The organism is Janthinobacterium agaricidamnosum NBRC 102515 = DSM 9628, assembly GCF_000723165.1.
Lineage (GTDB): Bacteria > Pseudomonadota > Gammaproteobacteria > Burkholderiales > Burkholderiaceae_D > Janthinobacterium > Janthinobacterium agaricidamnosum.
Window position 1 is genome coordinate 2,007,857 of record NZ_HG322949.1, and the last position, 25,343, is coordinate 2,033,199.

At 61.4% G+C, this 25,343-nt stretch carries 22 protein-coding genes; 12 read left to right on the forward strand and 10 right to left on the reverse strand.

Annotated elements, in window-relative coordinates:
- Nucleotides 1-15: 15 nt before the first annotated feature.
- Genes GJA_RS08565 through GJA_RS08575 form a run of 3 tightly spaced genes read right to left on the reverse strand, consistent with a single transcriptional unit; the run spans nucleotide 16 to nucleotide 5,254 of the window.
- The gene (locus tag GJA_RS08565) at nucleotides 16-2,808 is read right to left on the reverse strand and encodes an Hsp70 family protein (RefSeq protein WP_038490969.1); all 2,793 of its coding nucleotides are present in this window, start codon (nucleotides 2,806-2,808) and stop codon (nucleotides 16-18) included.
- Nucleotides 2,805-4,670: an Hsp70 family protein gene (locus tag GJA_RS08570; protein ID WP_038490971.1), complete on the reverse strand. Its 1,866-nt coding sequence runs from the start codon at nucleotides 4,668-4,670 to the stop codon at nucleotides 2,805-2,807. Before GJA_RS08570 ends, GJA_RS08565 begins: the two co-directional genes overlap by 4 nt.
- On the reverse strand, nucleotides 4,667-5,254 hold the full coding sequence (locus GJA_RS08575) for a DUF2760 domain-containing protein (protein WP_038490974.1): 588 nt from the start codon (nucleotides 5,252-5,254) through the stop codon (nucleotides 4,667-4,669). Before GJA_RS08575 ends, GJA_RS08570 begins: the two co-directional genes overlap by 4 nt.
- A 338-nt stretch (nucleotides 5,255-5,592) precedes the next feature.
- Between GJA_RS08575 and GJA_RS08580 the strand changes: the two genes are divergently transcribed.
- The 6 genes from GJA_RS08580 to urtE all read left to right on the forward strand — a co-directional run bounded on the left by GJA_RS08580 (nucleotide 5,593) and on the right by urtE (nucleotide 12,218).
- Entirely contained in the window at nucleotides 5,593-6,171 is a 579-nt protein-coding gene (locus GJA_RS08580) for a transglutaminase-like domain-containing protein (RefSeq protein ID WP_038490977.1), read from the forward strand.
- Nucleotides 6,172-6,574: 403 nt separating this feature from the next.
- Nucleotides 6,575-7,828 carry an urea ABC transporter substrate-binding protein gene (gene urtA, locus GJA_RS08585; RefSeq protein ID WP_038490980.1) on the forward strand — a complete coding sequence of 418 codons (1,254 nt, stop codon included), beginning with the start codon at nucleotides 6,575-6,577 and terminating at the stop codon, nucleotides 7,826-7,828.
- 126 nt (nucleotides 7,829-7,954) lie between these two features.
- Entirely contained in the window at nucleotides 7,955-9,550 is a 1,596-nt protein-coding gene (urtB, locus tag GJA_RS08590) for an urea ABC transporter permease subunit UrtB (RefSeq protein WP_038490983.1), read from the forward strand.
- A gap of 8 nt (nucleotides 9,551-9,558) precedes the next feature.
- Nucleotides 9,559-10,689 carry an urea ABC transporter permease subunit UrtC gene (gene urtC / locus GJA_RS08595; protein ID WP_422567930.1) on the forward strand — a complete coding sequence of 377 codons (1,131 nt, stop codon included), beginning with the start codon at nucleotides 9,559-9,561 and terminating at the stop codon, nucleotides 10,687-10,689.
- Entirely contained in the window at nucleotides 10,686-11,504 is an 819-nt protein-coding gene (urtD, locus tag GJA_RS08600) for an urea ABC transporter ATP-binding protein UrtD (RefSeq protein WP_038490989.1), read from the forward strand. Before urtC ends, urtD begins: the two co-directional genes overlap by 4 nt.
- Nucleotides 11,505-11,519: 15 nt before the next feature.
- The gene (gene urtE, locus GJA_RS08605; protein WP_038490992.1) at nucleotides 11,520-12,218 is read left to right on the forward strand and encodes an urea ABC transporter ATP-binding subunit UrtE; all 699 of its coding nucleotides are present in this window, start codon (nucleotides 11,520-11,522) and stop codon (nucleotides 12,216-12,218) included.
- Nucleotides 12,219-12,223: 5 nt separating this feature from the next.
- On the opposite strand, the gene GJA_RS08610 is transcribed toward urtE, so the two are convergent.
- Together GJA_RS08610 and GJA_RS08615 are read right to left on the reverse strand one after the other, a co-directional pair.
- On the reverse strand, nucleotides 12,224-12,808 hold the full coding sequence (locus GJA_RS08610; RefSeq protein WP_038490996.1) for a chromate transporter: 585 nt from the start codon (nucleotides 12,806-12,808) through the stop codon (nucleotides 12,224-12,226).
- The gene (locus GJA_RS08615; RefSeq protein ID WP_051780514.1) at nucleotides 12,805-13,401 is read right to left on the reverse strand and encodes a chromate transporter; all 597 of its coding nucleotides are present in this window, start codon (nucleotides 13,399-13,401) and stop codon (nucleotides 12,805-12,807) included. The genes GJA_RS08610 and GJA_RS08615 overlap by 4 nt, the downstream gene beginning before the upstream one ends.
- Nucleotides 13,402-13,569: 168 nt before the next feature.
- Between GJA_RS08615 and GJA_RS08620 the strand changes: the two genes are divergently transcribed.
- On the forward strand, nucleotides 13,570-13,797 hold the full coding sequence (locus tag GJA_RS08620; protein WP_051781383.1) for a hypothetical protein: 228 nt from the start codon (nucleotides 13,570-13,572) through the stop codon (nucleotides 13,795-13,797).
- Between the two features lie 449 nt (nucleotides 13,798-14,246).
- On the opposite strand, the gene GJA_RS28210 is transcribed toward GJA_RS08620, so the two are convergent.
- The 3 genes from GJA_RS28210 to GJA_RS08635 all read right to left on the reverse strand — a co-directional run bounded on the left by GJA_RS28210 (nucleotide 14,247) and on the right by GJA_RS08635 (nucleotide 17,754).
- Nucleotides 14,247-15,113, reverse strand: a complete 867-nt coding sequence (locus tag GJA_RS28210) for a response regulator (RefSeq protein WP_242404488.1) — start codon at nucleotides 15,111-15,113, stop codon at nucleotides 14,247-14,249.
- 461 nt (nucleotides 15,114-15,574) lie between these two features.
- A complete protein-coding gene (locus tag GJA_RS08630) occupies nucleotides 15,575-17,038 on the reverse strand; it encodes a sensor histidine kinase (RefSeq protein ID WP_038491006.1) in 1,464 nt (487 codons plus the stop codon).
- Nucleotides 17,035-17,754, reverse strand: a complete 720-nt coding sequence (locus GJA_RS08635) for a response regulator transcription factor (protein ID WP_038491008.1) — start codon at nucleotides 17,752-17,754, stop codon at nucleotides 17,035-17,037. Before GJA_RS08635 ends, GJA_RS08630 begins: the two co-directional genes overlap by 4 nt.
- 199 nt (nucleotides 17,755-17,953) lie before the next feature.
- Here GJA_RS08635 and msrB point away from each other — a divergent pair, with 199 nt between their 5' ends.
- The 3 genes from msrB to msrA are packed head-to-tail and all read left to right on the forward strand — an operon-like array spanning nucleotide 17,954 to nucleotide 21,111.
- Nucleotides 17,954-18,469 (forward strand): peptide-methionine (R)-S-oxide reductase MsrB, encoded by a 516-nt coding sequence (gene msrB, locus GJA_RS08640; protein WP_038491011.1) that lies wholly within the window; start codon nucleotides 17,954-17,956, stop codon nucleotides 18,467-18,469.
- 25 nt (nucleotides 18,470-18,494) lie between these two features.
- Nucleotides 18,495-20,327: a cytochrome c biogenesis protein DipZ gene (locus tag GJA_RS08645; RefSeq protein ID WP_038491014.1), complete on the forward strand. Its 1,833-nt coding sequence runs from the start codon at nucleotides 18,495-18,497 to the stop codon at nucleotides 20,325-20,327.
- A gap of 49 nt (nucleotides 20,328-20,376) precedes the next feature.
- Nucleotides 20,377-21,111 carry a peptide-methionine (S)-S-oxide reductase MsrA gene (gene msrA, locus GJA_RS08650; RefSeq protein ID WP_051780516.1) on the forward strand — a complete coding sequence of 245 codons (735 nt, stop codon included), beginning with the start codon at nucleotides 20,377-20,379 and terminating at the stop codon, nucleotides 21,109-21,111.
- A 2-nt stretch (nucleotides 21,112-21,113) separates the two neighbouring features.
- Here msrA and GJA_RS08655 read toward each other — a convergent pair whose 3' ends face one another.
- The gene (locus tag GJA_RS08655) at nucleotides 21,114-22,013 is read right to left on the reverse strand and encodes a LysR family transcriptional regulator (RefSeq protein ID WP_038491018.1); all 900 of its coding nucleotides are present in this window, start codon (nucleotides 22,011-22,013) and stop codon (nucleotides 21,114-21,116) included.
- Nucleotides 22,014-22,113: 100 nt separating this feature from the next.
- On the opposite strand from GJA_RS08655, the gene GJA_RS08660 reads away from it, so the two are divergent.
- On the forward strand, nucleotides 22,114-22,809 hold the full coding sequence (locus GJA_RS08660; protein WP_038491021.1) for an alpha/beta hydrolase: 696 nt from the start codon (nucleotides 22,114-22,116) through the stop codon (nucleotides 22,807-22,809).
- A gap of 93 nt (nucleotides 22,810-22,902) precedes the next feature.
- Here GJA_RS08660 and GJA_RS28215 read toward each other — a convergent pair whose 3' ends face one another.
- The gene (locus tag GJA_RS28215; protein ID WP_081905299.1) at nucleotides 22,903-23,589 is read right to left on the reverse strand and encodes a PEP-CTERM sorting domain-containing protein; all 687 of its coding nucleotides are present in this window, start codon (nucleotides 23,587-23,589) and stop codon (nucleotides 22,903-22,905) included.
- Nucleotides 23,590-23,858: 269 nt separating this feature from the next.
- Between GJA_RS28215 and GJA_RS08670 the strand changes: the two genes are divergently transcribed.
- A complete protein-coding gene (locus GJA_RS08670; RefSeq protein WP_081905300.1) occupies nucleotides 23,859-25,337 on the forward strand; it encodes an aldehyde dehydrogenase family protein in 1,479 nt (492 codons plus the stop codon).
- Nucleotides 25,338-25,343: the final 6 nt, after the last annotated feature.

A 25,343-nucleotide genomic window follows, 5' to 3' on the forward strand; every position in this document is an offset into this window, starting at 1 on the left:
TTCAAGGCTGACGAATCAGCGTATCAGCTTCAATCCCGGCGGCAGCGCCTCGCCCAGCATGCGTTTTTCGCTGGCCTGGTCCAGCTGCACCACCTGTTGCACCATGCCGATCCAGCCGGCCGGCGCGCCGATCGCCGCGAGGCGCCGGATCACGCTGTCGCGCAATACCTGATCGATGTCGCGCGAGCGGTCGCCGGTCTTGCGCGCCAGGTGGGCCGCCGCGAATGCGGCCGGTTCGACCCGTTTCCAATCCATCGCCAGCAATACCTCCAGCCATTGCTGCACCGTGTCCAGCGCCACCACTTCGTGCGCGCTGCCGTGGAAGGACTGGCGCGCGCCGACCCGCGCCAAGGCCCACAGGCTGCTGGCGTCGGCCGCGTCGGTCTTGCTGGCCGACTGCTCCAGCCGTGCCAGCAGCCAGGCGCCGATCTCCGCCTTGTAATTGCCGGGGATGCGTTCCAGCGATGCGCCCAGGCGCAGCATGTCGTCGTCGCTGCCCTTGACCAGCGTCGCCGGGCGCTGGCTGCGCTGCTGCGCATCGGCTTGCAGGTTGAATGCGAAATCGTCCAGCAGGCGCAATTGGCGGGTGGTGTCGAGCCCGCCGGCGACCCGGCGCCACAAGGTCCACCATTCGGCGTTGACCTGGCTATCCTGGCGATGCTGCACGCCGCTGTCGAACAGCGCCCACAACTGGTCGATGCGCCATGCGTCGAGCGCATGGCCGAAACCGGGCCGCAGGCAATAACCGGCCAGGTTCAGCCAGGCCCGCTCGTGGTCGGCCGAACGGCGCCGGCCGCGCGCGCGCTCCAGCAAGGCGTCGAACAACTGGCGCAGCAGCGGCGTATGCCACTGCTCGCGCCCGCCCAGCAGCTGTTCCAGTTGCTGGCGCAATTGTCTGACTTCCCTGGGCGTGACTTTTTGCGCGCGGCCGCCGAAGATGCGGTCGATCTGCGCGATCGCTTCCGGCAGGCGCGGCATGGCCGGCGTTTCATCCTCGCTTTGCTCGCCGGCGCCCGCTGACTCGCGCAACTGGAATTCCAGCAGCCAGCGCTGGCTGGTATTTTCTTGGAGCGACACGCAATGTACTTCCAGCGTGCCGACTTCGCTTAGCGAGGTCGCCAGCTGCACCGGGATTTCGCGTTTCTCCGTTGTACCATCTTCATGCAATACCGTGGCGATCGGCGGCAGCCGTACAAAATCCCGATCATTGAGCTCGACGATGTCGCCCAGCGCCGGCGCGATACCCGTCGCGCCGCTCGACGATGCCAGGTGAAAGCGCACCGGCCGGCCCAGGCGCAGCGCGAACACCCGTTCGGGCAGGCGGATTTCGTGGCCGCTGTCGCTGCCGCGCGGCAGGATGCAAATCGCGCGGCGCGCCTTGTCGCTGTCGTCCAGTATCAAGAAATAACTGCGCGGCGAACCGCCGCCGATGGCGGGCGCCTGTTTCAGCCGGCCGAGCGCGTAGGCCACGCCGCCGCGCGCCACCGCGACATCCGGGTTATCGTTATGCAGCACGCGCAGCGGCTGGCCGCGCCAGCTTGCCAGCGTGTCGGCCAGCCGTTTGGCCAGCGCGTCGGCGCGGAATACGCCGCCGTTCAGCAGCAGCGTGTCGGGAATGGCGCCGCCATGCTGTTGTAAAAAACCGGCCAGGTGGCGCGTGATGGCGGCGTCGCTGGCGTAGGGCAGGCCGAATTCGACGATGCCGCCGCGCCCGCGCTTGGGCAGTTCATCGGCGCCGGCCAGCGGGAAGAACCCGTCGACCACCAGTTGTTCGACTTCGTCGCGTGCCAGTTGCACCGAGCGGCTGGCGCCGATCAGCCGCGAGCCGGCGCCGAGCAGCGTGACGTTGGTGGATTCGGGCGCGTCGGCCGCCAGCAGCAATTCCTTGGCGGCGCGGCAGCGCTCCATCAATTGCGACAAGCGCCCGGCCGACAGGCGCGGCGCGCCGGGTTCGGCCATCCGCGTTTCAACCAGGTGCGCCAGCGCCATGTCCATATTATCGCCGCCCAGGATCAGGTGGTTGCCGACGCCGATGCGGGTGATGTCGGGCTCGCCGCCCGTGTCATCGACCGCTACCTTGATCAGGCTGAAATCGGTGGTGCCGCCGCCGACGTCGCACACTAGAATCAAGCGCGTGTGCGCCAATTCCTGGCGCAGCGCGCCGCGATGGCGGTGCAGCCAGTCGTAGAACGCGGCTTGCGGTTCTTCCAGCAGGCGCAGTTGCGGCAAGCCGGCCTGGCGCGCCGCGCTGAGCGTCAGCGCGCGCGCGCCTTCGTCGAACGAGGCGGGGATGGTCAGTACTATTTGTTGCCGTTCCAGCGGCTGTTGCGGAAATGCTGCGTTCCACGCGGCGCGCAGGTAGGCCAGGTAGCTGGCGCTGGCCGCCACCGGCGACACCTTGGCCACGTCGGCCGCGGCGCCCCACGGCAAGATCGGCGCCAGCCGGTCGACGCTGGCGTGCGACAGCCAGCTCTTGGCGCTGGCCACCAGGCGGCCCGGCACTTGCGCGCCGAGTGTGCGCGCCAGCACGCCGGTGACGACCGGCTCAATACCTGTCACCTCGCCGGCGACGTCGCTGTGCGGCCATGGCAGTTGCAAGGCGCCGGCCGGCAGTTCGCCCGGCGCCGGGTGATAGCGCAGCGACGGCAGCAGCGCGCGCGGGCCGACTTCGCCCGGCGCCAGCAGTTGTTCGATGTCGAACAGCCGGATTTGCTGTTCGCCGATGCGGCTGTAGGCCAGCACCGTGTTGGTGGTGCCGAGGTCGATCCCGACCAGGTACTGGCTGTCGCTCACTGGCTGCTCTTTCATGCTCCGCTGGAGAGTCCGCGCACGTCGAATTCGACTTTCCAGCGCTCGCCGCGATCCTGGGTCGCGGCCATCAATTCCAGCGTGCCCGCTTCGGTGACCTTGGCCAGCAGCTTGACTTGCACCACGTCGCCGGCCTGGCGGCCTTCGGCGGACAAGGTGGCCTGGATTTCATTCAACTCCTGCAATTCATCGGCGCCCCAGAAATCGAGCATCGCGCCGATCTGGTCGTTGCGGCGCACCGACGAGCCGAAGAAGCGGAAATGCACCGGCTCGCCGACCACCAGGCCGAATTGCTGGCCTGGCAATTCCAGTTCGCTGCCTTCTTCCATGCCGAACGGCGCCACGCACAGCGCCTGGATCGGCGGTTCCATGCCGGGGATGGCCGGCATCGCCGATTCCACCGCGACGTAGAACGAACGCGCCGTGCCGCCGCGGATGCGCACGCCATGGCCGCGCCGCACGTAACTGTAATACGCCGCGCCGCGCGCCACCGCCAGGTCGAGGTCGGCGCCGCCCAGCATGCGCGCCGGTTCCGCGCCTTCCAGGTAGAGCCAGTCGTTGACGGTGCCGAGGATGCGCTGCACCAGCAAGTCGGACTTGAACACGCCGCCGTTGAACAGCACGGCGGTCGGGTGCAGGAAGCTGGCGTCGTCCGTTTGCTTGCCGGCGAAACCTTGCAGTTCGCTGGTCGCCGCGACTTGCCGGCCGAGGAAGGCGGCCAGGTGGCGCGTGATGGCCGCGTCTTGCGCGTACGGCAAGCCGAGCTGGGTCAGGCCGGCGCGGGTGCGGATGGTCGGGCGGGCCGACGCCTCGACTTGCGGGAAGAAGCCGTCGAGAATAAAGGTGCCGACTTCGGCGCGCGTCAATTCGGTGCGGATGCTGCCGCCGATCAGTTTCGAGCCCCGGCTCGCGATCACGATGGGCGCGCTGTCGATGCTGCCGTCGCCCAGCAGCGCTTCCTTGGCGCCACGGCAGCCGTAGGTCAGCGCGCGCATTTGCCACGCGTCGAGCTGGGTGCCGCTGGCCGCCAGCTTGCGCGCCACCAGGTGCGCCAGCGCGAGATCCATATTGTCGCCGCCCAGCAGGATGTGCTCGCCGACCGCGACCCGGTGCGGTTCCAGCACGCCGTCGCGTTCCAGCACGGCGATCAGCGAAAAGTCGCTGGTGCCGCCGCCGACGTCGACCACCAGGATGATGTCGCCCGGCTTGACTTCCTTGCGCCAGCGGCCTTCGCTGGTCTGGATCCAGCTATACAAGGCCGCCTGCGGCTCTTCCAGCAGCGTCAGCGACGCATAGCCGGCCGCATTGGCCGCTTCGGCGGTCAGTTCGCGCGCGGCCGGGTCGAACGAGGCCGGGATGGTGATGGTGATTTCCTGCCCGGTGAACGGCGCTTCAGGATGGGCGTTGTCCCAGGCCCGGCGCAAATGCTCCAGGTAGCGGGTCGACGCGGTAATCGGCGAAATGCGCGTCACTTCCGGCGGCGCATCGTTCGGCAAGATCGCCGCGCGGCGGTCCACGCCAGGGTGGCACAGCCAGCTCTTGGCGCTCGACACCAGCCGGATCGGCGTGGTGGCGCCACGGCTGCGCGCCATTTCGCCGACCACGTTGCCGGTCTCGGCTTGCCATGGCAAGCCCAGCTCGCCGGGCAACAGTTCTTCCGGATGCGGCAGATACAGGAACGACGGCAGCAGCGGCAATTCCTCGATGGTGCCGGGCGCCGTCAATTGCGGCACGGCCAGCACGCCGTGGCTGGACTGTTCGCCGTCGCTGGCGCCCAGGTCGACATACGACAGCGCGCTGTGGGTGGTGCCGAGATCGATGCCGATCGCGTATTTGGCGTTGTTGTTCGCTGCTTCGCTCATAATTCCACCTCCGCCGGCGCCAATACCGCCGCGTCATGGGTCTCGGTCAGCTTCGGCAGGCGCACGCTGGACGCGCGCCAGCCGCGATGGCTCAGGCTGCCGCGGAAGGGGGCGCTGCCGACCACGTTGCCGGTCAGGCGCACGGCGCTGGCGTCGAAACCTTCTTCCAGCACGATGCGGCTGCCTTCGGCTTCCGTGCGCACCGTGTCGATGGTGAAATAGTCGCGCAAGACCTTGGCGCAGCCTTCATGCACCACGCGGGCGGCGGCGCCGATGTCGGCGTCAGCATGATTCGCCAGGTTTTCCTGGGTGAAGTCGATCAGGCGGGCTTCGCGCTGCAGCAGCGCCAGCAATTGCAGCGCCGCGTCGGGGCTGGCTTCCTTCAAGGGCTTGGGCGCCGGTGTCGGTACTGGTACTGGTACTGGCGCTGGCGCCGGTTCGGTGGCCGGAGCGGGTGCCGGCTGATCCAGCTGGACGATGCGCGCCGCGTAGGCCGGATCGGACAGCGCAGTGAAGAAGGCGCCGAAGGCGATGGGAATTCTGCGCCAGAACGATGGCGCGCTATGCGAAGGTGGAGTGGTCATTAAAAGCTCGTCTGAGTAGGTTTTATCTAAAAGCCGGTTCGGCGCATAGGCGCCGCCGCTGTATGTTCTGCTTGCCGGCACGCCAAGACGCGGGTTTGTCGCGCGTTCCAGGTGGAGCGGTTGCGGAGGCACGGCGCTGCGCGCTTCCGCAAATTTGCCCGCATGATACCAGTTGCGCGCCGGTCGCCAAAATCGGGGCGGCCGGCAGCCATGCTGCACCGCGTCATAGTGTCAGGCAGTTTGGGGCGGTTTTGCAGTATTAAATGATTAATTCTTGTTTCACATCAGATGATTTGCTCTAAAATCGCTAATCTTTTGACCACTTTTCCATTTATGCCATGCAATCGTATTTAACGTTCAGTAGCTATATCGATGGCGACCATCCGGCGGTTGCCGCCAAGGCCGCCCAATTGGCGGCCGGCAGCAGCGATGACGAAGAGATCGCGCGCCGCTGTTTTGAATTCGTGCGCGACCAGATCAAGCACAGCTGGGATTACAAAATGAATCCGGTGACGTGCCGCGCGTCGGAGGTGTTGTTGCACGGCACCGGTTATTGCTACGCCAAGAGCCATTTGCTGGCCGCGCTATTGCGCGCCAACGGCATTCCGGCCGGCCTGTGCTATCAGCGCCTGATGATAGGCGTGGACGGACCGCCGTTTTGCCTGCATGGCTTGAATGCCGTGTATTTAAAGAAGCACGGCTGGTATCGCATCGATCCGCGCGGCAACAAGCCCGGCGTGAATGCGCTGTTTACGCCGCCGCAAGAGCAATTGGCGTTTTCGGTGCTGCCGCCGGAAGAAAGGGATTTGCCGGAAATCTGGAGTGAACCGATGCCGCACATCGTGTTTGCGTTGACCCATTACGGCACGGTGCAAGAGGTGGCGGCCAATTTGCCGGATATTGAGTTGCTGCCTTGATATTGACCGGTCCACCCGGGCACGCTGGAATGGACCGGACAAGACAGTGGGCCTTGCGGTTTGATCGGCACCTTAGCCACCTGCCGGTGATCGTAAATGACGCTGCCGTAGCCGACCCGGGTGGCGCCGCCGAGACCGGGGCCGTGCACCGGGCCGCTGACGTTGTGGATGACTAGCCGCCCATCCGGCGCGTGTTTTCGCCCGTAATCGTGCACAGTGCACCATTTCAAGTCACTCCGTGCACTTTTTCTTGAAAAATCACCAGGACAGCGCACGCGAACGCACCAAAAAGATAGTCTGGCGCCTCATTTGCACCAATAACTACATGGCATGCATTCTGCTTTATCAACTGGGTAGCGTCATCCTTGCAAACCCATTGATTTTCATCACTTCAGGAGCAACCATGTCACGACGTACCGTTTTGAAAGCGACCGCAGCCGGAGCACTGGCTTTAGCGACATCCTCCTTCATGCCATCCGCCTTTGCCGCCGACACCATCAAGATCGGCATCCTGCATTCCCTGTCGGGCACGATGGCGATTTCGGAAACCTCGCTGAAAGACGTGGCCTTGATGACGATCGATGAAATCAACGCCAAGGGCGGCGTGATGGGCAAGAAGCTGGAAGCGGTGGTGGTCGATCCGGCGTCGAACTGGCCGCTGTTCGCCGAAAAAGCGCGCCAGCTGGTGGCGCAAGACAAGGTGGCGGCGGTATTCGGTTGCTGGACCTCGGTCTCGCGCAAGTCGGTATTGCCGGTCTTTAAGGAATTGAACAGCTTGCTGTTTTACCCGGTGCAATACGAAGGCGAAGAGCTGGAAAAGAATGTGTTTTATACCGGCGCCGCGCCGAACCAGCAAGCGATACCGGCCGTCGAATACTTGATGAGCAAGGATGGCGGCGGCGCCCAGCGCTTTGTATTGCTGGGTACCGATTACGTGTATCCGCGCACCACCAACAAGATCCTGCGCGCCTACCTGAAAAGCAAGGGCGTCAAGGACAGCGACATCAGCGAAGTCTATACCCCGTTCGGCCATGCCGATTATCAAACCATTGTCGCCAATATCAAGAAATTCTCGGCCGGCGGCAAGACCGCCGTCATCTCGACCATCAATGGCGATTCGAATGTGCCGTTCTACAAGGAACTCGGCAATGCCGGCTTGAAGGCGACCGATGTGCCGGTGGTGGCGTTCTCGGTCGGCGAAGAGGAGTTGCGCGGCGTCGATACCAAGCCCTTGCTGGGCCATCTGGCGGCGTGGAATTATTTTGAGTCGGTCAAGAATCCGGTCAACGCAGCGTTCATCAAGCAATGGAAGGCGTACGCGCTGGCCAGGAAATTGCCGAACGCTGCCTCGGTGGTGACCAACGATCCGATGGAAGCGACCTATGTCGGCATCCATATGTGGGCGCAAGCCGTCGAAAAAGCCCAGTCGACCGACACCAATAAAGTGATCGCGGCGATGGCCGGCCAAAGCTTCAAGGCGCCATCCGGTTTTACGCTGACGATGGACGCCACCAACCACCATTTGCACAAGCCGGTGATGATCGGTGAAATCAAGGCCGACGGCCAGTTCAGCGTGGTGTGGAAAACCAGGGAGCCGATCCGCGCCCAGCCGTGGAGCCCGTATATCGTGGGTAACGAAGGCAAGCAAAAGCTGTAAATGTCATCTTGTGTTGTCGGCCGTATCAGCGCGCCTGATACGGCCTGTGCCGCTTATTTTGCGGCAGGGGCGGCTGTTGCCCAAAATCCTGTCACACCACGTCATCCAGGAACACTCAGGAAAATAATGAGACTCAAGCTGATCAATAAATTGCTGCTGCTGGGCTGTTTGTGCCTGCAATCGCTGCTGGCCCACGCCGCCATCGACGCGGCCATGCTGACACCGCTGGCCGGCGACGACCCCGATGCGCGCCTCGCGGCGGTGGCCCGGATCGCCGCGCTGGCCAATGACGACGCCAGCAAGGTCTTGCTGGCGCTAAAGAATGAAACCCTGTACGCGCTGCCCGACGGCACACTCTTGATCGTCGACGGCGACAAGGCGTATGACCCGGCCACCGGCCAGACCGGTCCGGTGCCGGACGGCGCCGATGGCGTGGTGGTCAACAACCGCTTGCGGGCGGCGGTCGACGGCGCTTTATCCGGCTTGAAATTGTTTGCGGCGGATCGCGGGCAACGCCTGGCCGCGGCGCAGGATTTGCAAAAATCGATCGATGCGGCGCAAGTGCCGCTGATACGCAAGGCGTGGCAAAAGGAAGCCGATCCCGCCATCCGGCAGATCCTGGAATTGCTGATCGCCACGGCCAACCTGCATGCGCCGGAAGTGGCCTTGCGCAAGGCCGCCGTGCTGCAACTGGCGGCCAGCAGCGACGCCAGGCTGTTGCCGCAATTACAGGGCATGCTCGATAAAAATGTCGAACCGGACGAAACGGTGCGCATCGCGGCGGTGGCCACCATCGAAGCGATCAAGGGCCGGGTGCAGCGCACCGAATTGGTCGGCAAGCTGTTTTACGGCATATCGCTGGGCAGCGTGCTGCTGCTGGCCGCGCTGGGCCTGGCGATCACCTTCGGCTTGATGGGCATCATCAATATGGCGCACGGCGAATTGCTGATGATAGGCGCGTACACCACTTATGTCTGCCAATTGCTGTTCCGTAAATTCCTGCCCGCCTATCTCGACGCCTACCTGATCGTCGCCTTGCCGGCGGCATTCCTGGTGGCTGGCGCGGTCGGCGTGGTGCTGGAACGCAGCGTGATCCGCTGGCTGTATGGCCGGCCGCTGGAAACCTTGCTGGCGACCTGGGGCATCAGCCTGATGCTGATGCAACTGGTGCGCACCATCTTTGGCGCGCAAAACGTCGAAGTCGCCAATCCGTCGTGGATGTCGGGCGGTATCACGGTGCTCGGTTCGCTGGTGCTGTCGTACAACCGCATCGTCATCATTTTCTTTGCGCTGTTCGTGGTGGTGGCCGTGTGGCTGATCCTGAACCAGACCCGTTTGGGCCTGTTCGTGCGCGCCGTCACGCAAAACCGCCGCATGGCCGATTGCGTCGGCGTGTCCACCGGCAAGATCGACATGCTGACCTTCGGCCTCGGTTCCGGTATCGCCGGCCTCGGTGGCCTGGCCTTGTCGCAACTCGGCAATGTCGGCCCGGACCTGGGCCAAAGCTATATCGTCGATTCCTTCATGGTGGTGGTGCTGGGCGGCGTCGGCCAGCTGGCCGGCACGGTGATCGCCGCGCTCGGTCTGGGCGAAGTCAATAAATTCCTGGAGCCGGTGGCGGGCGCGGTACTGGCCAAGATCGCCATCCTGGTATTCATCATCATCTTCATCCAGCGCCGGCCGCAAGGCTTGTTCGCGATGAAGGGACGGAGCATCGACTAATGCACACCATGCACGCATCCCATTCCCTGTTTTCGCGTCCGGCCTGGACCGGCATCGCCTTGTGCACCGTGCTGGCCGCCTTGCTGCCGCTGCTGAACCTGGCCTTTCCCGACGGCCACGCCTTGCACGTATCGAGCTACACGGTGGCGCTGGTCGGCAAATTCATGTGCTACGCGCTGGCGGCGCTGGCGCTCGACCTGGTGTGGGGCTACACCGGCATCCTGTCGCTGGGCCACGGCGTGTTTTTCGCGCTCGGCGCCTATGCCCACGGCATGTATCTGATGCGCGCCATCGGCCGCGACAGCGTGTATCAAAGCAATTTGCCGGATTTCATGGTGTTCCTCGACTGGAAAACCTATCCCTGGTATTGGTCGCTGACCGACAACTTCTGGTATTGCATGGCGCTGGTGGTGCTGGCGCCGGGTGTGCTGGCCTTCATCTTCGGCTTTTTCGCATTTCGCTCGCGCATCAAGGGCGTGTATTTCTCGATCATCACGCAAGCGATGACGTACGCCTTCATGCTGCTGTTTTTCCGCAACGACACTGGCTTTGGCGGCAATAACGGCTTTACCGACTTCAAGCGCATCCTCGGCTACAGCATCACCGCGCCGGGCACCAAGGCGGTGCTGTTCCTGGTGACGCTGCTATTGCTGCTCGGCGCGCTGCTGCTGTGCCGGCTGATCGTCACCTCGAAATTGGGCCGGGTATTGCAGGGCGTGCGCGATTCGGAATCGCGGTTGATGTTCATCGGCTACAACCCGCTGTGGTTCAAGCTGTTTGTGTGGACCTTGTCGGCGGTGCTGTGCGGCATCGCCGGCGCCTTGTACGTGCCGCAAGTGGGCATCATCAATCCGTCCGAAATGTCGCCTGCTAACTCGATTGAAATGGTGATCTGGGCCGCCGTCGGCGGGCGTGGCACGCTGATCGGACCGATCATCGGCGCCTTCGCCGTGAATGGCTTGAAAAGCTGGTTCACGGCGGCCTTGCCGGACTTGTGGCTGTTCGCGCTGGGCCTGCTGTTCATCCTGGTGACGCTGTTCATGCAAAAAGGCATCCTGGGATTGATGCAGAAAATCACGTTCAAACGCGGCGGGGAAGTGAACGCAGCCACCGAACCGGCAAACCAGGAGGCTGCATGAAGCACGAACAATATAGCGGCCAGCAGGGCGTCTCGTATGGCCGCGTCAAGGGCGAGGGTGTCGATACGACGCACGGCGCGATCCTGTACCTGGAAGACATTACTGTGTCCTTCGACGGCTTCAAGGCGATCAACAAGCTGAACCTGGATATCTCGGTCGGCGAATTGCGCTGCATCATCGGCCCTAACGGCGCCGGCAAGACCACCATGATGGATGTGATCACCGGCAAGACCCGGCCCAGTTCCGGCACCGCGTGGTTTGGCCAGACCATGGACTTGTCGAAAATGACGGAATACCAGATTGCCCACGCCGGCATCGGCCGCAAGTTCCAGCGCCCGACCGTGTTCGAGCAGCACAGCGTGTTCGACAACCTGGAACTGGCGATGAAGATGGACAAGCGGGTGCGCCCGACCTTGTTCGCCCGCCTGTCGTCGGAGCAAAAGGGCAAGATCGATGACATCCTGAAGTTGATACGGCTGCAAGGCCAGGAAAACCGCCTGGCCGGTTTGTTGTCGCACGGCCAGAAGCAATGGCTGGAAATCGGCATGCTGCTGATGCAGGAACCGCAACTGATCTTGCTCGATGAACCGGTGGCCGGCATGTCCGACGCCGAAACGGCGCGCACCGCCGAATTGCTGAACGAATTGCGTGGCAAGCATTCGATCATGGTGGTCGAACACGATATGGGGTTCGTGACGGAAATCGCGCAACAGGGCATCGTCACCGTGCTGCATGAAGGTTCGGTGCTGGCCCAAGGCCGCATGGACCAGGTGCAAGCCGACGAACGTGTCATCGAAGTTTATCTGGGACGCTAACGCGGAAGGAAACCCATGCTGCAAGTCGAACAATTACATCAATATTACGGTTCGTCGCATACCTTGCGCGGCGTCTCGCTGTCGCTCGACCAGGGCGAATGCCTGACTTTGCTGGGCCGCAATGGCGTCGGCAAGACCACCTTGCTGAAATGCCTGATGGGCGTGCTGCCGGCAGCGCAAGGCAGCGTGACCTTTAACGGACGCAACATCACCAGATTGACGCCGCACGAGCGTGCCCGGCTGGGCATTGCCTACGTGCCGCAGGGCAGGGAAATTTTCGCCCGGCTGACGGTCGAGGAAAATTTGCTGATGGGCATGGCGGTGCATAGCGGCAAGAACGCCTCGGTCATCGATGGCGAAGTGTATGAATTATTTCCGGTGCTCAAGGAAATGCTGCACCGGCGCGGCGGCGACCTGTCCGGCGGCCAGCAGCAGCAATTGGCGATCGCGCGCGCCTTGCTGGCCAAGCCGCAATTGATCATCCTCGACGAACCGACCGAGGGCATACAGCCATCGGTCATCAAGGATATCGGACGGGTGATCCGCTTGTTGCGCGAGCGGGGCGATATTGCGATTTTGCTGTGCGAACAGTATTTCGATTTCGCGCGCGAACTGGCCGACAAATTTGTCGTGCTGTCGCGCGGCGAAGTGGTGGCCAGCGGCTTGCCGGAACAAATGGATGGCGACGACGTGAAACGCCACCTGGCGGTGTAGCCGGATTACACCAGGTTCAACCAGCCCAGCAGCGCGCCGGCGCCCAGCAGCCACAATAAGTGGATTTTGGTGCGCCAGATGAGCAGGCCGGCCAGCACCGACAGCGTCCACAAGGGCCAGTCGGTGGCCAGCGTGTGATTGGCGCCGCCGAGGATGATGCCGGTCGAAATCAGCAAGCCGACTACCACCGGCGCCATGCCTTGCTTGAACGCCCGCACGCCGCGCAAGTCGCGGTTGCGGTAGCCCCATTGCGCCGCCAGATAGGTCAAGGTGGTACTGGGCAGCATGATGCCAAACATGGTGACAAATACGCCGAGGAAAGCCGCCGCATAACTGCCGGCGTTCAAGCCGACATTCCAGCCCATCAAGGCGACGAACAAGACATTCGGGCCGGGCGCGGCCTGGGCGATGGCGATCGATTCATTGAATTGCGCCTGCGTCAGCCAGTGGTTTTGTTCGACCAGGTAGCGGTGCATTTCGGACGAGGTCGAAATGGCGCCGCCGACCGACATCAGCGATAGCAGCAAATAATGACCGAACAGGCTGAACCAGTCGCCAACGCCGAGTACCAGTTGCAGCGGCGCGCTCATGCCGCCAGCCTGCGGTAAGTCATGATGCAGCCGGCGCCGCCCAGCACCAGCAAGATGTAGAACAGCGGCCAGTGCATCACCGCGACGGACAGTACGCCCAGCAGGCAGATGCAGACGCTCAGGTACAGCGGCAGCGGATGTTTTTTCAGCGCCGCCGCCAGTTTCAAGCCGGTCGCGGCGATCAGTCCGGCGGACACGGCGGCCATGCCGCGCAGCGCGCCGGTCAGGTTGGGATGGTCGCCAAAGCGGGTGTACAGCAAGCCGAGCAGGATCACCAGCACCAGCGGCACGGCCAGCATGCCGGCCAGCGCGCTCAAGGCACCCTTGAGGCCGAAATAGCGGCCGCCGACCATCAATGCCAGATTGGCCACGTTAGGTCCCGGCATGATTTGCGCGACAGCCCAGTCTTCGATGAATTCTTCCTGGGTCAGCCAGCGTTTGCGGTCGACCAGTTCGCGCTGCACCACGGCCAGCACGCCGCCAAAACCTTGCAAGGCCAATAAGGTAAACGAGATGAACAGATCGCCCAGCGATGAGGGACGGGGGCGCGGCAAGTCGGGCGGCGCTGCGGGAGGAGGAGGGGCGGGCGTCATCTGCGCATTATGGCGCTGGCCGCGCCGCCTTGTCCATGCAGAAATGAGCGGCTGCGCACCGGATGGCAAGTAGGGATTGACTTTGCAGGGTCTTGACCAATACTGCTTGCAACGCGGCCTGATTCTCCCGGTCCAATGATGGCGATCTTGATCAACCAGAGGATAGCGATGAATACACCCAGACTATTGCAAGCTCCTGCTGCCCCGGTGGCATCAAAACTGTTTCACCAGCGCGTGGATCAAGCGCAGCGACAGGTGGTCGATATGGGTATTTCGGTGCAGGCCAATTTTAATACCATTTGTGCGGTTGAATACCTGAAGTCTTACAACGTCGACGCCGGCCTGATCGAGCGCGTGCTGCTGCATCCTGAGCAGCGCCGCAAGACCCAGCATTGAAGCCCGCATGCAACTTTGGTGGCGTCTTGATAGTCACACAAGATAAAAACTTGCCTTCCGGACCGCTTATAAGGCTTGCCGGATTGATCATTTTGCATGGGTTATGCACAGATTTTGACTTCAAGAAATGGTCTAAATTATTTTGTCGTGATAATCGGTGATTTTGTAAGTACTTGATTTTATACGGATTTATTTCTGCTGTTTGAATGGGCAGTTTATTGAAACCCGCATGGGGACTCGCTTGCGGACCTGTCAAGAGGCGCTTATCCACAAAGATATCCACAGTCGGTGTGGATATCTGAAAAAGTGCTTAACAATCCGCCACTTACAAAAACAAGCTTTGATCTGACCGCTTGACAGACGATTTTGGAGCCGCCTTGCCGCCCCCCCAAAGGCGGTAAACCGGTCCACTGGATGGGTATCCAGTGGTATGGATTTTTTACTAAAAGTCAACCATGCTGATCCGTTTTTTGCGGGCTGGCCGCACTCAACAATAGCGTGGCCAGCGGATCTTGTTCTGTGGAAATCAGCAATGCTTTTAAGGCATGGCTGGCGCCTGTCCGGTCGTGCACGGTCAAGTCGCCGGCCCAGGCCTGCCGGTCTGTTAACGCATCGAACAGCGCTTGCTGCGGTTGCGCCAGCATGCCGGACAACGGCAGTCCCAGCAATTGTTCGCGCGGCGCCTGGACCAGCGCGCACCAGCCATCGTTGGCGCTGTCGATCGCGCCATCGGCCCGCAGCCCGATGTGCAGCGGCGCCGCGTGCGCCCGGGCCAGCGCCGCGCTGGCGTGGACCAGGCGCTGTTCGGCCTCGGCCAGGCTGGCATAAGTGCGCAGCGACGTAATCACCGTGGTAAACAGTTTGCGCGTGGTCAAGTCGGTCTTGCACCAGAAATCGTTGATGTCGTAATCGACGATGATGCTGTGTTCCAGTGCTTGGCCGGGCTGGCCGGTGCGCAAGATGATGCGCACCAAATGGTTGTGCAATTGTTCGCGGATTTGCCGCGCCACTTGCAAGCCGGCGTGATTGGTTTCCATGATTACGTCGAGCAAGACGATGGCGATGTCGTGATTGTTGCGCAGCACGGCCAACGCTTCGGCGCCGTTGTAGGCGTGCAGGAAGCTGAGGCGGCGGCCCTGGAAGTTGGTGTTACTGAGTGAAAATTTGGTGACGACATGCACATCCACATCGTCGTCGACGATCAGGATGCGCCATGGCGCCGCATTGGCGCTGTCCGCCTGATGTTCCTCGGCGGGCAAATCCTCGTCGATCAGCCAGCCTGAATCGGCGTCATCGTTACCTGGTTTGGCGTCCATGTCTGTCCCTTGTGGATAAACTCCCCCTGCAAGCACGCTATCGGTAAGGATCACTGTCCGTGACCGACACTATGCTTGTGCGGAACATTTGTCAAAGGATTCCGCACACACCCTTGGCTATCACTTATGCACACAAAATATATTTTCAAGTCGACAGAAATATTTTGATACATCTCAATTTTAGCTTTATAAGTCGTTGATTTTATTGGGGGAAAATATTGCCTGTCGAATGGGCAATTTGTTGAAACCCGCATCAATACTGGGCTTGCAGGCTGTCAAGGGGTGCTTATCAACAACTTTATCCACAGTTGCTGTGGATATCTGAAAAATGCCTGTAAAAACCTGCGCTTGCGGCAATTTGATACCGCGCAGACTGTGTTGCGAGGGCAGGCGCGCGTTGATTATAACCAGACTGGGCAGATCTTGCCCAGTCTGCTTGTGTGCTGATGCGGAGCGCAGGATCAGGCGCGCGGCGTCTGCAACGCGAAACGGAATACCGCGCCTTTGCCTTCGACGGCCAGCAACTGGATGTCGCTCTGGTGCAGTTGCACGATGCGCTGCACGATCAGCAGGCCCAGTCCGCCATTGCGGCGTTCGTCGCCCAGCCCGAACGGCCGCTTGAACAGCTTGCTCAACAGCTCGGGCGCAATCCCGGGGCCGCTGTCGCTGACCGTCACCTGCACGCTGCCGTGGGCCTGTTCCAGCGCCACTTCGATCGCGCCGCCGGGTGGCGTATGACGGATCGCATTGTCGATCAGGTTGGTCAATACCCGTTCGATCATGCCGAGGTCGGCGTTGACGATGGCGGCGCCGCGCGGCAATACCGCGCTCAGGATGGACTGGCTCGCTTGCGCCTGCAATTCGAATTTCTGGAACACGTCCTGGATCAAGTCGCTGAGCGAAAAATCTTCCCGTTCCGGTTCGATCAAGCCGTGCTCCAGCCGGGCCAGTTCAAACAGGGTTTGCGCCAGCCGGCCGACCTTGCGGCTTTGGCTCAACGCGATCTCCAGGTAGCGCTTGCGTTCGTCGGCGGACAGCGTCTGGTTTTTCAGCAACAGCGTTTCGAGGTAGCCATGCAGCGAGGCCATCGGCGTGCGCAAGTCGTGCGAGATATTGGCCACCAGCTCGCGCCGGTCCTGGTCCAGCTGGGTCAGGCTGTGCCATTGTTCGCCGATGCGCGCCGCCATCTGGCTGAAGGCCAGGTCGAGCACGGCGATTTCATCGCGCCGTCCGGCGGCATGGGCGTGCGGCGCCGGCAGCAGCAGCGGATTGGCGTTGGTGTCGAAGTCGCGCATGGTGTCGGTCAGCCGGCGCAGCGGACGGGTGATCAGGCGGAACGCCATCAAGCCGGCCAGCAAGCCGAGCAGGGCCACCACCGCCATCGACCACAAGGTGGTGCGCAGCACATTGCTGGCCGACACGCGCGCGGCGATCCGGTCGTGCGCCTCGCCCAGCAAGATCACGTAGACATAACCGGCCTCGCGTCCGCCCGCATGCAGCGCGGCGGCGCTGAATACCTTGCGGCCGCTGGCGCTGCGCGGGTCGTCGCCCTGGATCGGCAGCGGCTGGCCCTGCAGCAGGCGGCGCAGCGGCGCCAGGTCGACCCGGTCGCGCTTGACATGGCCGGCCGGCGCCGCGTGGCCGATGATCTTGCCGGCGCTATCGAGCAAATACACTTCGACGCTGGGATTGACGTTCATCAGGCGGCCGAACAGGCGCCGCAGCGCGTCCGGCCGCAAGCCGTCGTCGCCCATGATCTGGGTGTCGACCGCGATGCTTTCCGCCAGGCCGCGCGACAAGCCTTGCACCACTTCCTGTTCATGCATGTCGTTGGCGCGGATCTGCAGCCATGCCGAGGCGCCGCAACAGGCCAGCAGCAATACCGAGAACGCGATCGACAGGCGTTGCGAGAGCGTCAAGTTCATGCCGCCGGCCCCGGATGGGCGGCGAAGCGGTAACCCAGGCCCCACACGGTCAGAATGCGGCGCGGATCGGTTGGATCGGTCTCGATCTTGGCGCGCAGCCGGTTGATGTGGGTGTTGACAGTATGTTCATAACCGTCGTGCTGGTAGCCCCAGACGTGGTTCAGCAAATCCATCCGCGAAAATACCTTGTCCGGATGCTTGACGAAGAAATACAGCAAGTCGAATTCGCGCGGCGTCAATTCGAGGCGCTTGCCATTCACCTTGCCTTCGCGCGCCAGCGGATCGAGCGACAGGCCGTTCAATTCGATATTGCCGGTATCGCCGCGGCGCTCCCTGGCCATCGCATCGACCCGGCGCAGCAGCGCCTTGACCCGCGCCACCAGTTCCAGCACCGAAAACGGTTTCGCCAGGTAATCGTCGGCGCCCAGTTCCAGGCCGACGATGCGGTGGGTTTCGCTGGCGCGCGCGCTGGTGATGATGATCGGCGTGTAGCGCGTCATCGCGCGCGCCTGGCGGCAGATTTCAAGGCCGTCCACGCCGGGCAGCATCAAGTCGAGGATCAGCGCGTCCCAGCCGCCTTGTCCCAGCTGGACCAGGCCGGCGTAGCCGTCGGCGCAATGGGTCACCGCGTAGCCCTCGTCCTTCAAGTGCATGGTCAGCAAGCCGGCCAGGTGCATATCGTCTTCGACAATCAAGACGCGTTTGGGTAAATCCATGATGTTCTTTCCAGTTGTTGCAAGTTGATTACCTTTGCACGTTTATTGCCTTGTTTTTGCTTTGGCAAAACCGTGGCGCTTTCATTGTGCATGAATTTTAAAAGATAAATATCACATTTAATTTAACTTTACGTGAGGATTCGGCGACCGCTTGCGGGGAACAATAGTGCATATCTTTTCATTTCCATCAGGAGCGATCATGCAATCGAGAAGGAAATTCCTTGTCACCGGCGCCAGCACCGCGGTGGGCGCGGCGGTCCTGTTCCAATGGCACGCGCTGGCCATGCCGGCCGCTGCGGCCGCCGGCCAGCCGGCCGCCAGGTTTGCCGTCATGCATAGCGACGCCGAGTGGCGCGCGCTGCTCAGCGCCGACCAGTTCGCCGTGCTGCGGCGCGAGGCCACCGAGCGGCCGTTCAGCAGCCCGCTCAATAACGAACACCGGGCCGGCCGTTTTGCGTGCGCCGGCTGCAAGCTGGACTTGTTTTCTTCCAGCCGCAAGTTTGACAGCGGCACGGGCTGGCCCAGTTTCTGGGAGCCGTTGCCGCACGCGGTCAGCGACAGCAGCGATACCTCGTTCGGCATGCTGCGCTCGGAAGTGCATTGCAGCCGCTGCGGCGGCCACCTCGGCCATGTGTTCGACGATGGACCAAAACCGACCGGCTTGCGTTATTGCATGAATGGCGTGGCGATGACGTTTAGCGCCGGCCAGGCTTGAACACCGTTTTTCAAGGAATTTTCCAATGTTATTGATCTTGTTATCTTTTCTCGGCGGCGCGCTGACCATCGTCAGCCCGTGCATCTTGCCGGTGCTGCCGTTCGTGTTTGCCCGTTCCGGCCAGCCCTTCCGCCGCAGCGGCTTGCCTTTGCTGGCCGGCATGGCGCTGACCTTCGCCGCGGTCGCCACGCTGGCCGCCGTCGGCGGCAGCTGGGTGGTGCAAACCAACCAGTACGGCCGCTGGCTGGCGCTGGTCCTGATGGCGTTTTTCGGCGTGACCCTGTTATTCCCGCACCTGGCCGAGCGCCTGGCCAGCCCGCTGGTCGCGGCGGGCGATCGCCTGTCCCGTTCGGCGCAAGATAGCCAGGGCCGTTCCAGCCCGGCGGCGTCGTTGCTGCTTGGCGTCGCCACCGGCCTGTTGTGGGCGCCCTGCGCCGGCCCGATCCTGGGACTGGTGTTGACCGGCGCAGCGCTGAACGGCGCCAGTATCGGCACCACCTTGCTGTTGCTGGCCTATGCGGCCGGCGCGGCTACCTCGCTGGCGATCGCGCTGTTGATTGGCGGCAAGGTATTTGCTGCGATGAAACGCTCACTGGGCGCCGGCGAATGGCTGCGCCGCGGTTTGGGCGGCGCCATGCTGTGCGGCGTGGCGGCGATTGCGCTGGGTCTCGATACCGGCTTGCTGACCCAAGTGTCGACCGTCACCACGGCCGGCCTGGAGCAGGGCTTGCTGGATCGTCTTTCTCCGAAAAAAGAAGCCGACGGTGGCGCGATGATGGCCGCCAACGTGAATGCCGGCGCGATGATGTCGGCCAATCTGCCGAAGGCCGACGCAGCCGGCGGCAGCATGATGATGATGGCCGCCCATGCACCCGCACCGGAGCTGGCCTTGCCGGTGGAAGGCGTGTTGCCTGACTTGTCGGGCGCCGTCAAATGGTTCAATTCGGCCCCGCTGACCGCCCAGCAATTGAAAGGCAAGGTGGTGCTGGTCGATTTCTGGACCTATTCCTGCATCAATTGCCTGCGCACCTTGCCTTATGTCAAAGCCTGGGCCGAGAAATACCGCGACCAGGGCTTGGTGGTGATCGGCGTGCACGCGCCGGAATTCGCCTTTGAACGCGACCTGGGCAATGTCGGCAAGGCGGTGCACGAGCTGGGCGTGACGTATCCGGTCGCGGTCGATAACAATTATGCGATCTGGCGCGCGATGAAGAATCAATACTGGCCGGCGCATTATTTCATCGATGCCCAAGGCAAGGTACGCCATCACCACTTTGGCGAAGGCGAATATGCCGAATCGGAAAAAGTGATCCAGCAATTGCTGGCCGAAGCCGGTAATAAGAATATCGCCAGCGATGTCGTCGCGGCCGACGCCAAGGGCGTGCAGCAAGCCGCCGACATGAATCAAGTCGGCTCGCCGGAAACCTATGTCGGTTATGAACGGGCGCAAAACTTCGCTTCCGCCGGTGGCCCGCTGAAAGACCGGCCGCACGTGTATGCCGCTCCCAGCCAGCCTGCGCTGAACCAGTGGGGCCTGGGCGGCAGCTGGACCGTCAAGGACGAGCAAGCCACGCTGGACAAACCATCGGGCAGCATCGTCTACCGTTTCCATGCCCGCGACTTGCATCTGGTGCTAGGCCCTGGTCCGAATGGCAAGCCGGTGCGTTTCCGCGTCAGCATCGACGGCGCGGCGCCGGGCGCCGATCACGGCAGCGACATCGGCGCCGACGGCAGCGGCACCGTCACCGGCCAGCGCTTGTATCAACTGGTGCGCCAGTCCGGTCCGGTCAAGGACCGTACGTTTTCGATTGAATTTCTCGATTCCGGCGTGCAGGCCTATGCCTTCACGTTCGGCTGATTCCGCAGTTTATTAATTTCAACTAATCTTGACGATTAAAGGATGAAAAATGCAAACCGATACCTATAAAGACGGTGATGTGAACCCGCCATTCATGCTGAAACTGGCGGCCGGCGCGGCGCTGGCCCTGTCCTTGCTGTGGTTGCAAATGCCGTCGGCCGATTCGGCCGAGATGGCGGTGGTGATTGCGCCGCCGGCGGTCGATTTGCCGGCCGGTACTTCGCATGCCGAAACGGCGGTGTTCGCCGGCGGTTGCTTCTGGGGCGTGCAGGGCGTGTTCCAGCATGTGCGCGGCGTCAGCAGCGCGCTGTCCGGTTATGCCGGCGGCAGCGCCAGTACCGCCCATTATGAATCGGTCGGTGCAGGCGACACCGGCCATGCCGAAGCGGTCAAGGTGACGTATGACCCGGCCGTGATCAGTTATGGCCGCTTGCTGCAGATTTTCTTTTCGGTCGCGCACAATCCGACGCTGCTGAACCGCCAGGGCCCGGATACCGGCACGCAATACCGTTCGGCAATCTTCCCGGCCAATCCGCAACAGCACCAGGTGGCCCAGGCGTATATCGCCCAGCTCGATGCATCGAAGGCCTTCAAGGCGCCGATCGTCACCAAAATCGAGGATGGCAAGGGGTTTTATACCGCCGAAGCCTATCACCAGGATTACCTGACCCGCTACCCGGATAATCCGTATATCGCGATCAACGACTTGCCGAAAGTCGACAACCTGAAACGCGTGCTGCCGCAGTTGTACCGCGCCGATCCGGTGCTGGTGGCGCGCCGCTGATATCAGCTGACCCATGGCGTGGTGTGGAGCCGCTGCGCCAGGAAGTCGATCAATTGCCGCAGTTTCAGCGGCAAATGTTTGCGTGTCGCATACACCGCATGGATGGTCAGCGCTCCGGCCTGGTAGCTTGGCATGATTTCCACCAGCGCGCCGGAGCGCAATTCCTGATCGACGATGAAGGCGGGTTGCAAGATGATGCCTTGATGTTGCAAGGCCACCGCCTTGCATGCATCGCCGTTATTGGTGTGCATGCGCGGGCTCAATTTGACGGTCGCCGGCCCGCCTGGCCCCTGGAAAGTCCATTCGTCGCGCGACGACCAGTAACTGTAGGAAATAATGTCGTGCTCCGGCAATTGGCCCGGATGCTGCGGCACGCCGCGTCGCGCCAGATAGGCCGGCGTGGCGCACAGCACCAGACGGGTCGTTGCCAGCCGGCGTCCGATCAGCGTCGGATGCAGCGCCGCCGCGATCCGCACGGCCAGGTCGAGGCCGTCTTCAATCAAATCGTCGTGCCGGTCCGAGTGGATCACATCGAGTGAAATCTTCGGATGTTGCGCCAGGAATTCTCCCCACAGCGGCGCCAGGTGCAGCACGCCAAACGTTACCGGCACGCTGATGCGCAGCAGTCCGCTCGCTTCCGGGCTGCGCGAACTCAAGTCGGATTCGGCCTCGTTCAGTGCCGATAATATTTCCTGGCAATGCATGAAAAACGTCTGGCCATCGACGGTCAGCGACAATTTTCGGGTAGTCCGGTTGATCAGGCGCACGCCGAGCCGGTTTTCGAGGTCGGCGATATGGCGCGACACGGCCGCTTTCGACGTGTCGAGTGCGGTTGCCGCCGCGACGAAGCTGCCAGCTTTGATTACCGCCACGAATGATTGCATTTCCTGGAACTTATCCATTGTCTCGTTTTTCGCAACAAACAATCATGTTAATCGCGATTTATCTAAAAATATAGTCACCCTATACTGTCAGTCTGGACGATACAACGGAGGTGCCCTGATGAAACATACGCTGCAACACCTGGTTTCCGGACCGGACTGGCCCTTGGCCCACCGCCTGCGCGCGCCCGGCAATGGCGTGCTGGACGGCGCGCCATGCGTGATCCTGCTGCATGGCGTGGGGTCGAATGAAGTTAATTTGCTGGCCTGGGCGCAAGAGCAGGATCCATCGCTGGCCGTGATCCTGGTCCGCGCGCCGCTGGTGCTGGGGCCGGATGCGTATGGGTGGTTTCATGTTACTTTCGGCGCGGCCGGCCCGGTCATCAACGCCGGCCAGGCCGAGGTCTCGCGGCTGGCGCTGCTGGATTTTATAAGAGGCTTGCCGGCCGCCTATGGCATCGATGCGGAGCGCATCTGGCTGGCGGGGTTCAGCCAGGGCGGCATCCTCAGCGCCAGCGTCGGGCTGACCCAGCCTGGTTTGCTGGCCGGTTTCGGGCTGCTGAGCGGCCGCATCTTGCCCGAAATCGATCCCGCTATCGCCGCGCCGGAAGCGTTGCGCACGGTGTCGGCCTTTGTTTCCCATGGGGTACAGGATAGCAAGCTGCCGATCGATTTCGCGCGCAAGTCGCATCAGTTGTTGACCGACAAGGGGGTATTGCATGTGTACCGGGAATATGACGCGGTGCATGAATTGAACCCGGCGATGCGGCGCGACTTTGGCGCGTGGCTGGCTGGCGCCGCTGCAAGAAAACCCTGAACCTAGGCCCTTGCGCTTCGAAGCTATTTCAGTCGATGAATACGCTCCTGCTGGGAGGCCAGGTGGAAAACTGCAAGCCAGGCAGCCAGTATTTCATACTGCCTTCTTACGCTTTTTTCTTGCATTCAAATAAATCAAAGCCAGTCCGGCCAGAATCATGCCATAAATGCCAGGTTCTGGAACGGGCGATACTAACGAGCCGTTTAACGAGATCTCTCCAATCGAGTAATAAGGGCTGTAGTTGCTTTTCGTTAAAAAGTTGCTAATAATAATTGTGTCAGTTTCCACTCCATTTAAAATGGTATTGCTTAAATCTAGTTTGTTATTGCAAAATACGGCGTGGGGATTGGAACAGGTCGGCCCCCAATTAAATGCGTCGACGGTGACCGATTTTCCACCGTAACTAATCGTTGCACTTTTCAGGTTGCCAGCGGAATAATTGCCGGTATATAACATGCTGTAGAAATTTAATTCTTTTATGGTACTTTTTTCAGATAGATGCAACGTAATGACCGGATTGTCCGTTCCAATAATCATTTGTGTATTTTCTATACCATTTGGAACGATTCCGTCATTTAACGTTCCACTTCCGCCTGTATAATTGAATAATCCTGAAGTCTTTGCCGGCGTTATCAAACCAGAATACTTGTTCGTCCACAGCCCATAATTTTGAGCGCGTGCATTTTCAATATCATAGCTTGCGATCGACTGTGCCTTGCTAATACCCGACATGCTTAAGAAAGCGAGAAACACGACTGTAAAAAAAGATTTTTTCATCATTGAAAATATATATTAAAAAAATAATAATATCATGAAAAATTAAAAATTACAATTTTGAAAATAAAATTTTCATCGTCGGCTATGTAGTTTGAATTTATTGCTTAAGGGGAATTGTGAAGGGGCGCCTGGAAATCAGGGGCAGCCTGGATATTCAAACAAGACCTCAGTCTTGAGAAGACGGGCCGGCGCTACCGGGTAAAGAAGAAAATCGTCTTCGTACCGGCAACTATCCCATGGTAGGCTGCCTCATCTTGATTGATGGGATCGCCATGCGCACACCAGACAGCAATGCACACGATTTCTCTGCCAGCAACAACATCGGCGAAGCCGATAGCGCGCGGATGGCGGCTGTCTTCGCATCGCAGCAAGCGACGGCGTTGTCGTGGCGCGGCTCGAGCGCCGCCGAGCGCGCCGGCCGCATCCGCCGTTTGCGTGTGGCCATGATGGCGGCGCGCCAGGATTTTTATGACGCCTTTGAGCAGGATTACCGCAAACCGCCGGCCGAGGTCGAGGCGTCGGAATTCATGCCGGTGCTGGAAGAGATGCGCCATGCGCTGGGCCGCTTGACGCGCTGGATGAAACCGCAAAAGGTGTGGCCGACCAGCACCATGCTGGGCACGTCGGCGTGGGTGCAATACCAGCCGCGCGGCCGCGTGTTGATTATTGCTCCATGGAATTATCCATTGAGCTTGTGTTTCGGCCCGCTGGTGTCGGCGCTGGCGGCCGGCAATACCGTGACCGTCAAACCGTCGGAAATGACGCCGGCCGTGTCGGCCGTGATGGCGCGCATTATCGGCCAGGTATTTCCGGCTAACGAAGTCGCCTTGTTCGAGGGCGCGCTGGCGACCTCCCGGGCCTTGCTGGAGTTGCCCTTCGACCATATCTTTTTTACCGGTTCAGCGGCCGTCGGCAAGGTCGTGATGGCTGCCGCCGCGCACCATTTGAGCAGCGTCACGCTGGAACTGGGCGGCCGTTCGCCGACGATTGTCGATCAAAGCGCCGACTTGACGCTGGCGGCCGAGACGCTGATGTGGGGCAAGTTCGTCAACAATGGCCAAACCTGCGTCGCGCCCGACCATGTGTATGTGCATGCTTCGGTCAAGGAAGCCTTCATGACCGCCTGCATCCGGGTGCTGCAAGCCCGTTATGGTCCGGCCGGACAGCAACAGCACAGCCCGGATTTGACCCGTATGATCAACCGGCGCCACACTGAGCGTATCGTCGCCTTGCTGGACGACGCGCTGGACCGTGGCGCCAGGCTGCGGGCTGGCGGCAACAGCGATACGGCGGCCTGTTATATCGCACCGACCTTGCTCGACAATATACCGGCCGACGCGGCTATTTTGTCCGAGGAAATTTTCGGCCCGTTGCTGCCGGTGATAGCCTATACCGACATCGAGCAGGTCATCGGCGCCATCAATGCCGGCCCGAAACCGCTGGCGCTGTACTTGTGGAGCCGCGAGCAGGCGCGGATCGGGCGGGTATTGCAGTGCACCAGCTCGGGCGGCGCCTGCATCAACCATTGTGTCGTCCAGTTTGCCCATGGCAACCTGCCATTTGGCGGCATCAACCATTCCGGCATCGGCAATGCCCATGGCCTGTATGGCTTCAAGGCGTTTTCACACGAGCGGGCAGTGTTGCGTTCGTCGCCGCTGATGCTGGTCAAGCTGCTTTTCCCGCCGTACACCAAACGGCGTTTGCAATGGATACGCAAGACGGTGGATTGGCTGCGCCTGCCGATGCTGTAGCGCTGT

What these genes read in the sequence shown, in the direction of transcription:
- GJA_RS08610 (WP_038490996.1), bottom strand. Translation starts at nt 12,808, where the DNA reads ATGAGCGCGCCGCTGCAACTGGTACTCGGCGTTGGCGACTGGTTCAGC.
- GJA_RS08580 (WP_038490977.1), top strand. Translation starts at nt 5,593, where the DNA reads ATGCAATCGTATTTAACGTTCAGTAGCTATATCGATGGCGACCATCCG.
- GJA_RS08670 (WP_081905300.1), top strand. Translation starts at nt 23,859, where the DNA reads ATGCGCACACCAGACAGCAATGCACACGATTTCTCTGCCAGCAACAAC.
- GJA_RS28210 (WP_242404488.1), bottom strand. Translation starts at nt 15,113, where the DNA reads ATGGACGCCAAACCAGGTAACGATGACGCCGATTCAGGCTGGCTGATC.
- GJA_RS08645 (WP_038491014.1), top strand. Translation starts at nt 18,495, where the DNA reads ATGTTATTGATCTTGTTATCTTTTCTCGGCGGCGCGCTGACCATCGTC.
- urtB (WP_038490983.1), top strand. Translation starts at nt 7,955, where the DNA reads ATGAGACTCAAGCTGATCAATAAATTGCTGCTGCTGGGCTGTTTGTGC.
- GJA_RS08630 (WP_038491006.1), bottom strand. Translation starts at nt 17,038, where the DNA reads ATGAACTTGACGCTCTCGCAACGCCTGTCGATCGCGTTCTCGGTATTG.
- urtA (WP_038490980.1), top strand. Translation starts at nt 6,575, where the DNA reads ATGTCACGACGTACCGTTTTGAAAGCGACCGCAGCCGGAGCACTGGCT.
- GJA_RS08660 (WP_038491021.1), top strand. Translation starts at nt 22,114, where the DNA reads ATGAAACATACGCTGCAACACCTGGTTTCCGGACCGGACTGGCCCTTG.
- msrA (WP_051780516.1), top strand. Translation starts at nt 20,377, where the DNA reads ATGCAAACCGATACCTATAAAGACGGTGATGTGAACCCGCCATTCATG.
- GJA_RS08565 (WP_038490969.1), bottom strand. Translation starts at nt 2,808, where the DNA reads ATGAAAGAGCAGCCAGTGAGCGACAGCCAGTACCTGGTCGGGATCGAC.
- GJA_RS08655 (WP_038491018.1), bottom strand. Translation starts at nt 22,013, where the DNA reads ATGGATAAGTTCCAGGAAATGCAATCATTCGTGGCGGTAATCAAAGCT.
- GJA_RS08575 (WP_038490974.1), bottom strand. Translation starts at nt 5,254, where the DNA reads ATGACCACTCCACCTTCGCATAGCGCGCCATCGTTCTGGCGCAGAATT.
- urtD (WP_038490989.1), top strand. Translation starts at nt 10,686, where the DNA reads ATGAAGCACGAACAATATAGCGGCCAGCAGGGCGTCTCGTATGGCCGC.
- GJA_RS08620 (WP_051781383.1), top strand. Translation starts at nt 13,570, where the DNA reads ATGAATACACCCAGACTATTGCAAGCTCCTGCTGCCCCGGTGGCATCA.
- urtE (WP_038490992.1), top strand. Translation starts at nt 11,520, where the DNA reads ATGCTGCAAGTCGAACAATTACATCAATATTACGGTTCGTCGCATACC.
- GJA_RS08635 (WP_038491008.1), bottom strand. Translation starts at nt 17,754, where the DNA reads ATGGATTTACCCAAACGCGTCTTGATTGTCGAAGACGATATGCACCTG.
- GJA_RS08615 (WP_051780514.1), bottom strand. Translation starts at nt 13,401, where the DNA reads ATGACGCCCGCCCCTCCTCCTCCCGCAGCGCCGCCCGACTTGCCGCGC.
- urtC (WP_422567930.1), top strand. Translation starts at nt 9,559, where the DNA reads ATGCACGCATCCCATTCCCTGTTTTCGCGTCCGGCCTGGACCGGCATC.
- msrB (WP_038491011.1), top strand. Translation starts at nt 17,954, where the DNA reads ATGCAATCGAGAAGGAAATTCCTTGTCACCGGCGCCAGCACCGCGGTG.
- GJA_RS08570 (WP_038490971.1), bottom strand. Translation starts at nt 4,670, where the DNA reads ATGAGCGAAGCAGCGAACAACAACGCCAAATACGCGATCGGCATCGAT.
- GJA_RS28215 (WP_081905299.1), bottom strand. Translation starts at nt 23,589, where the DNA reads ATGATGAAAAAATCTTTTTTTACAGTCGTGTTTCTCGCTTTCTTAAGC.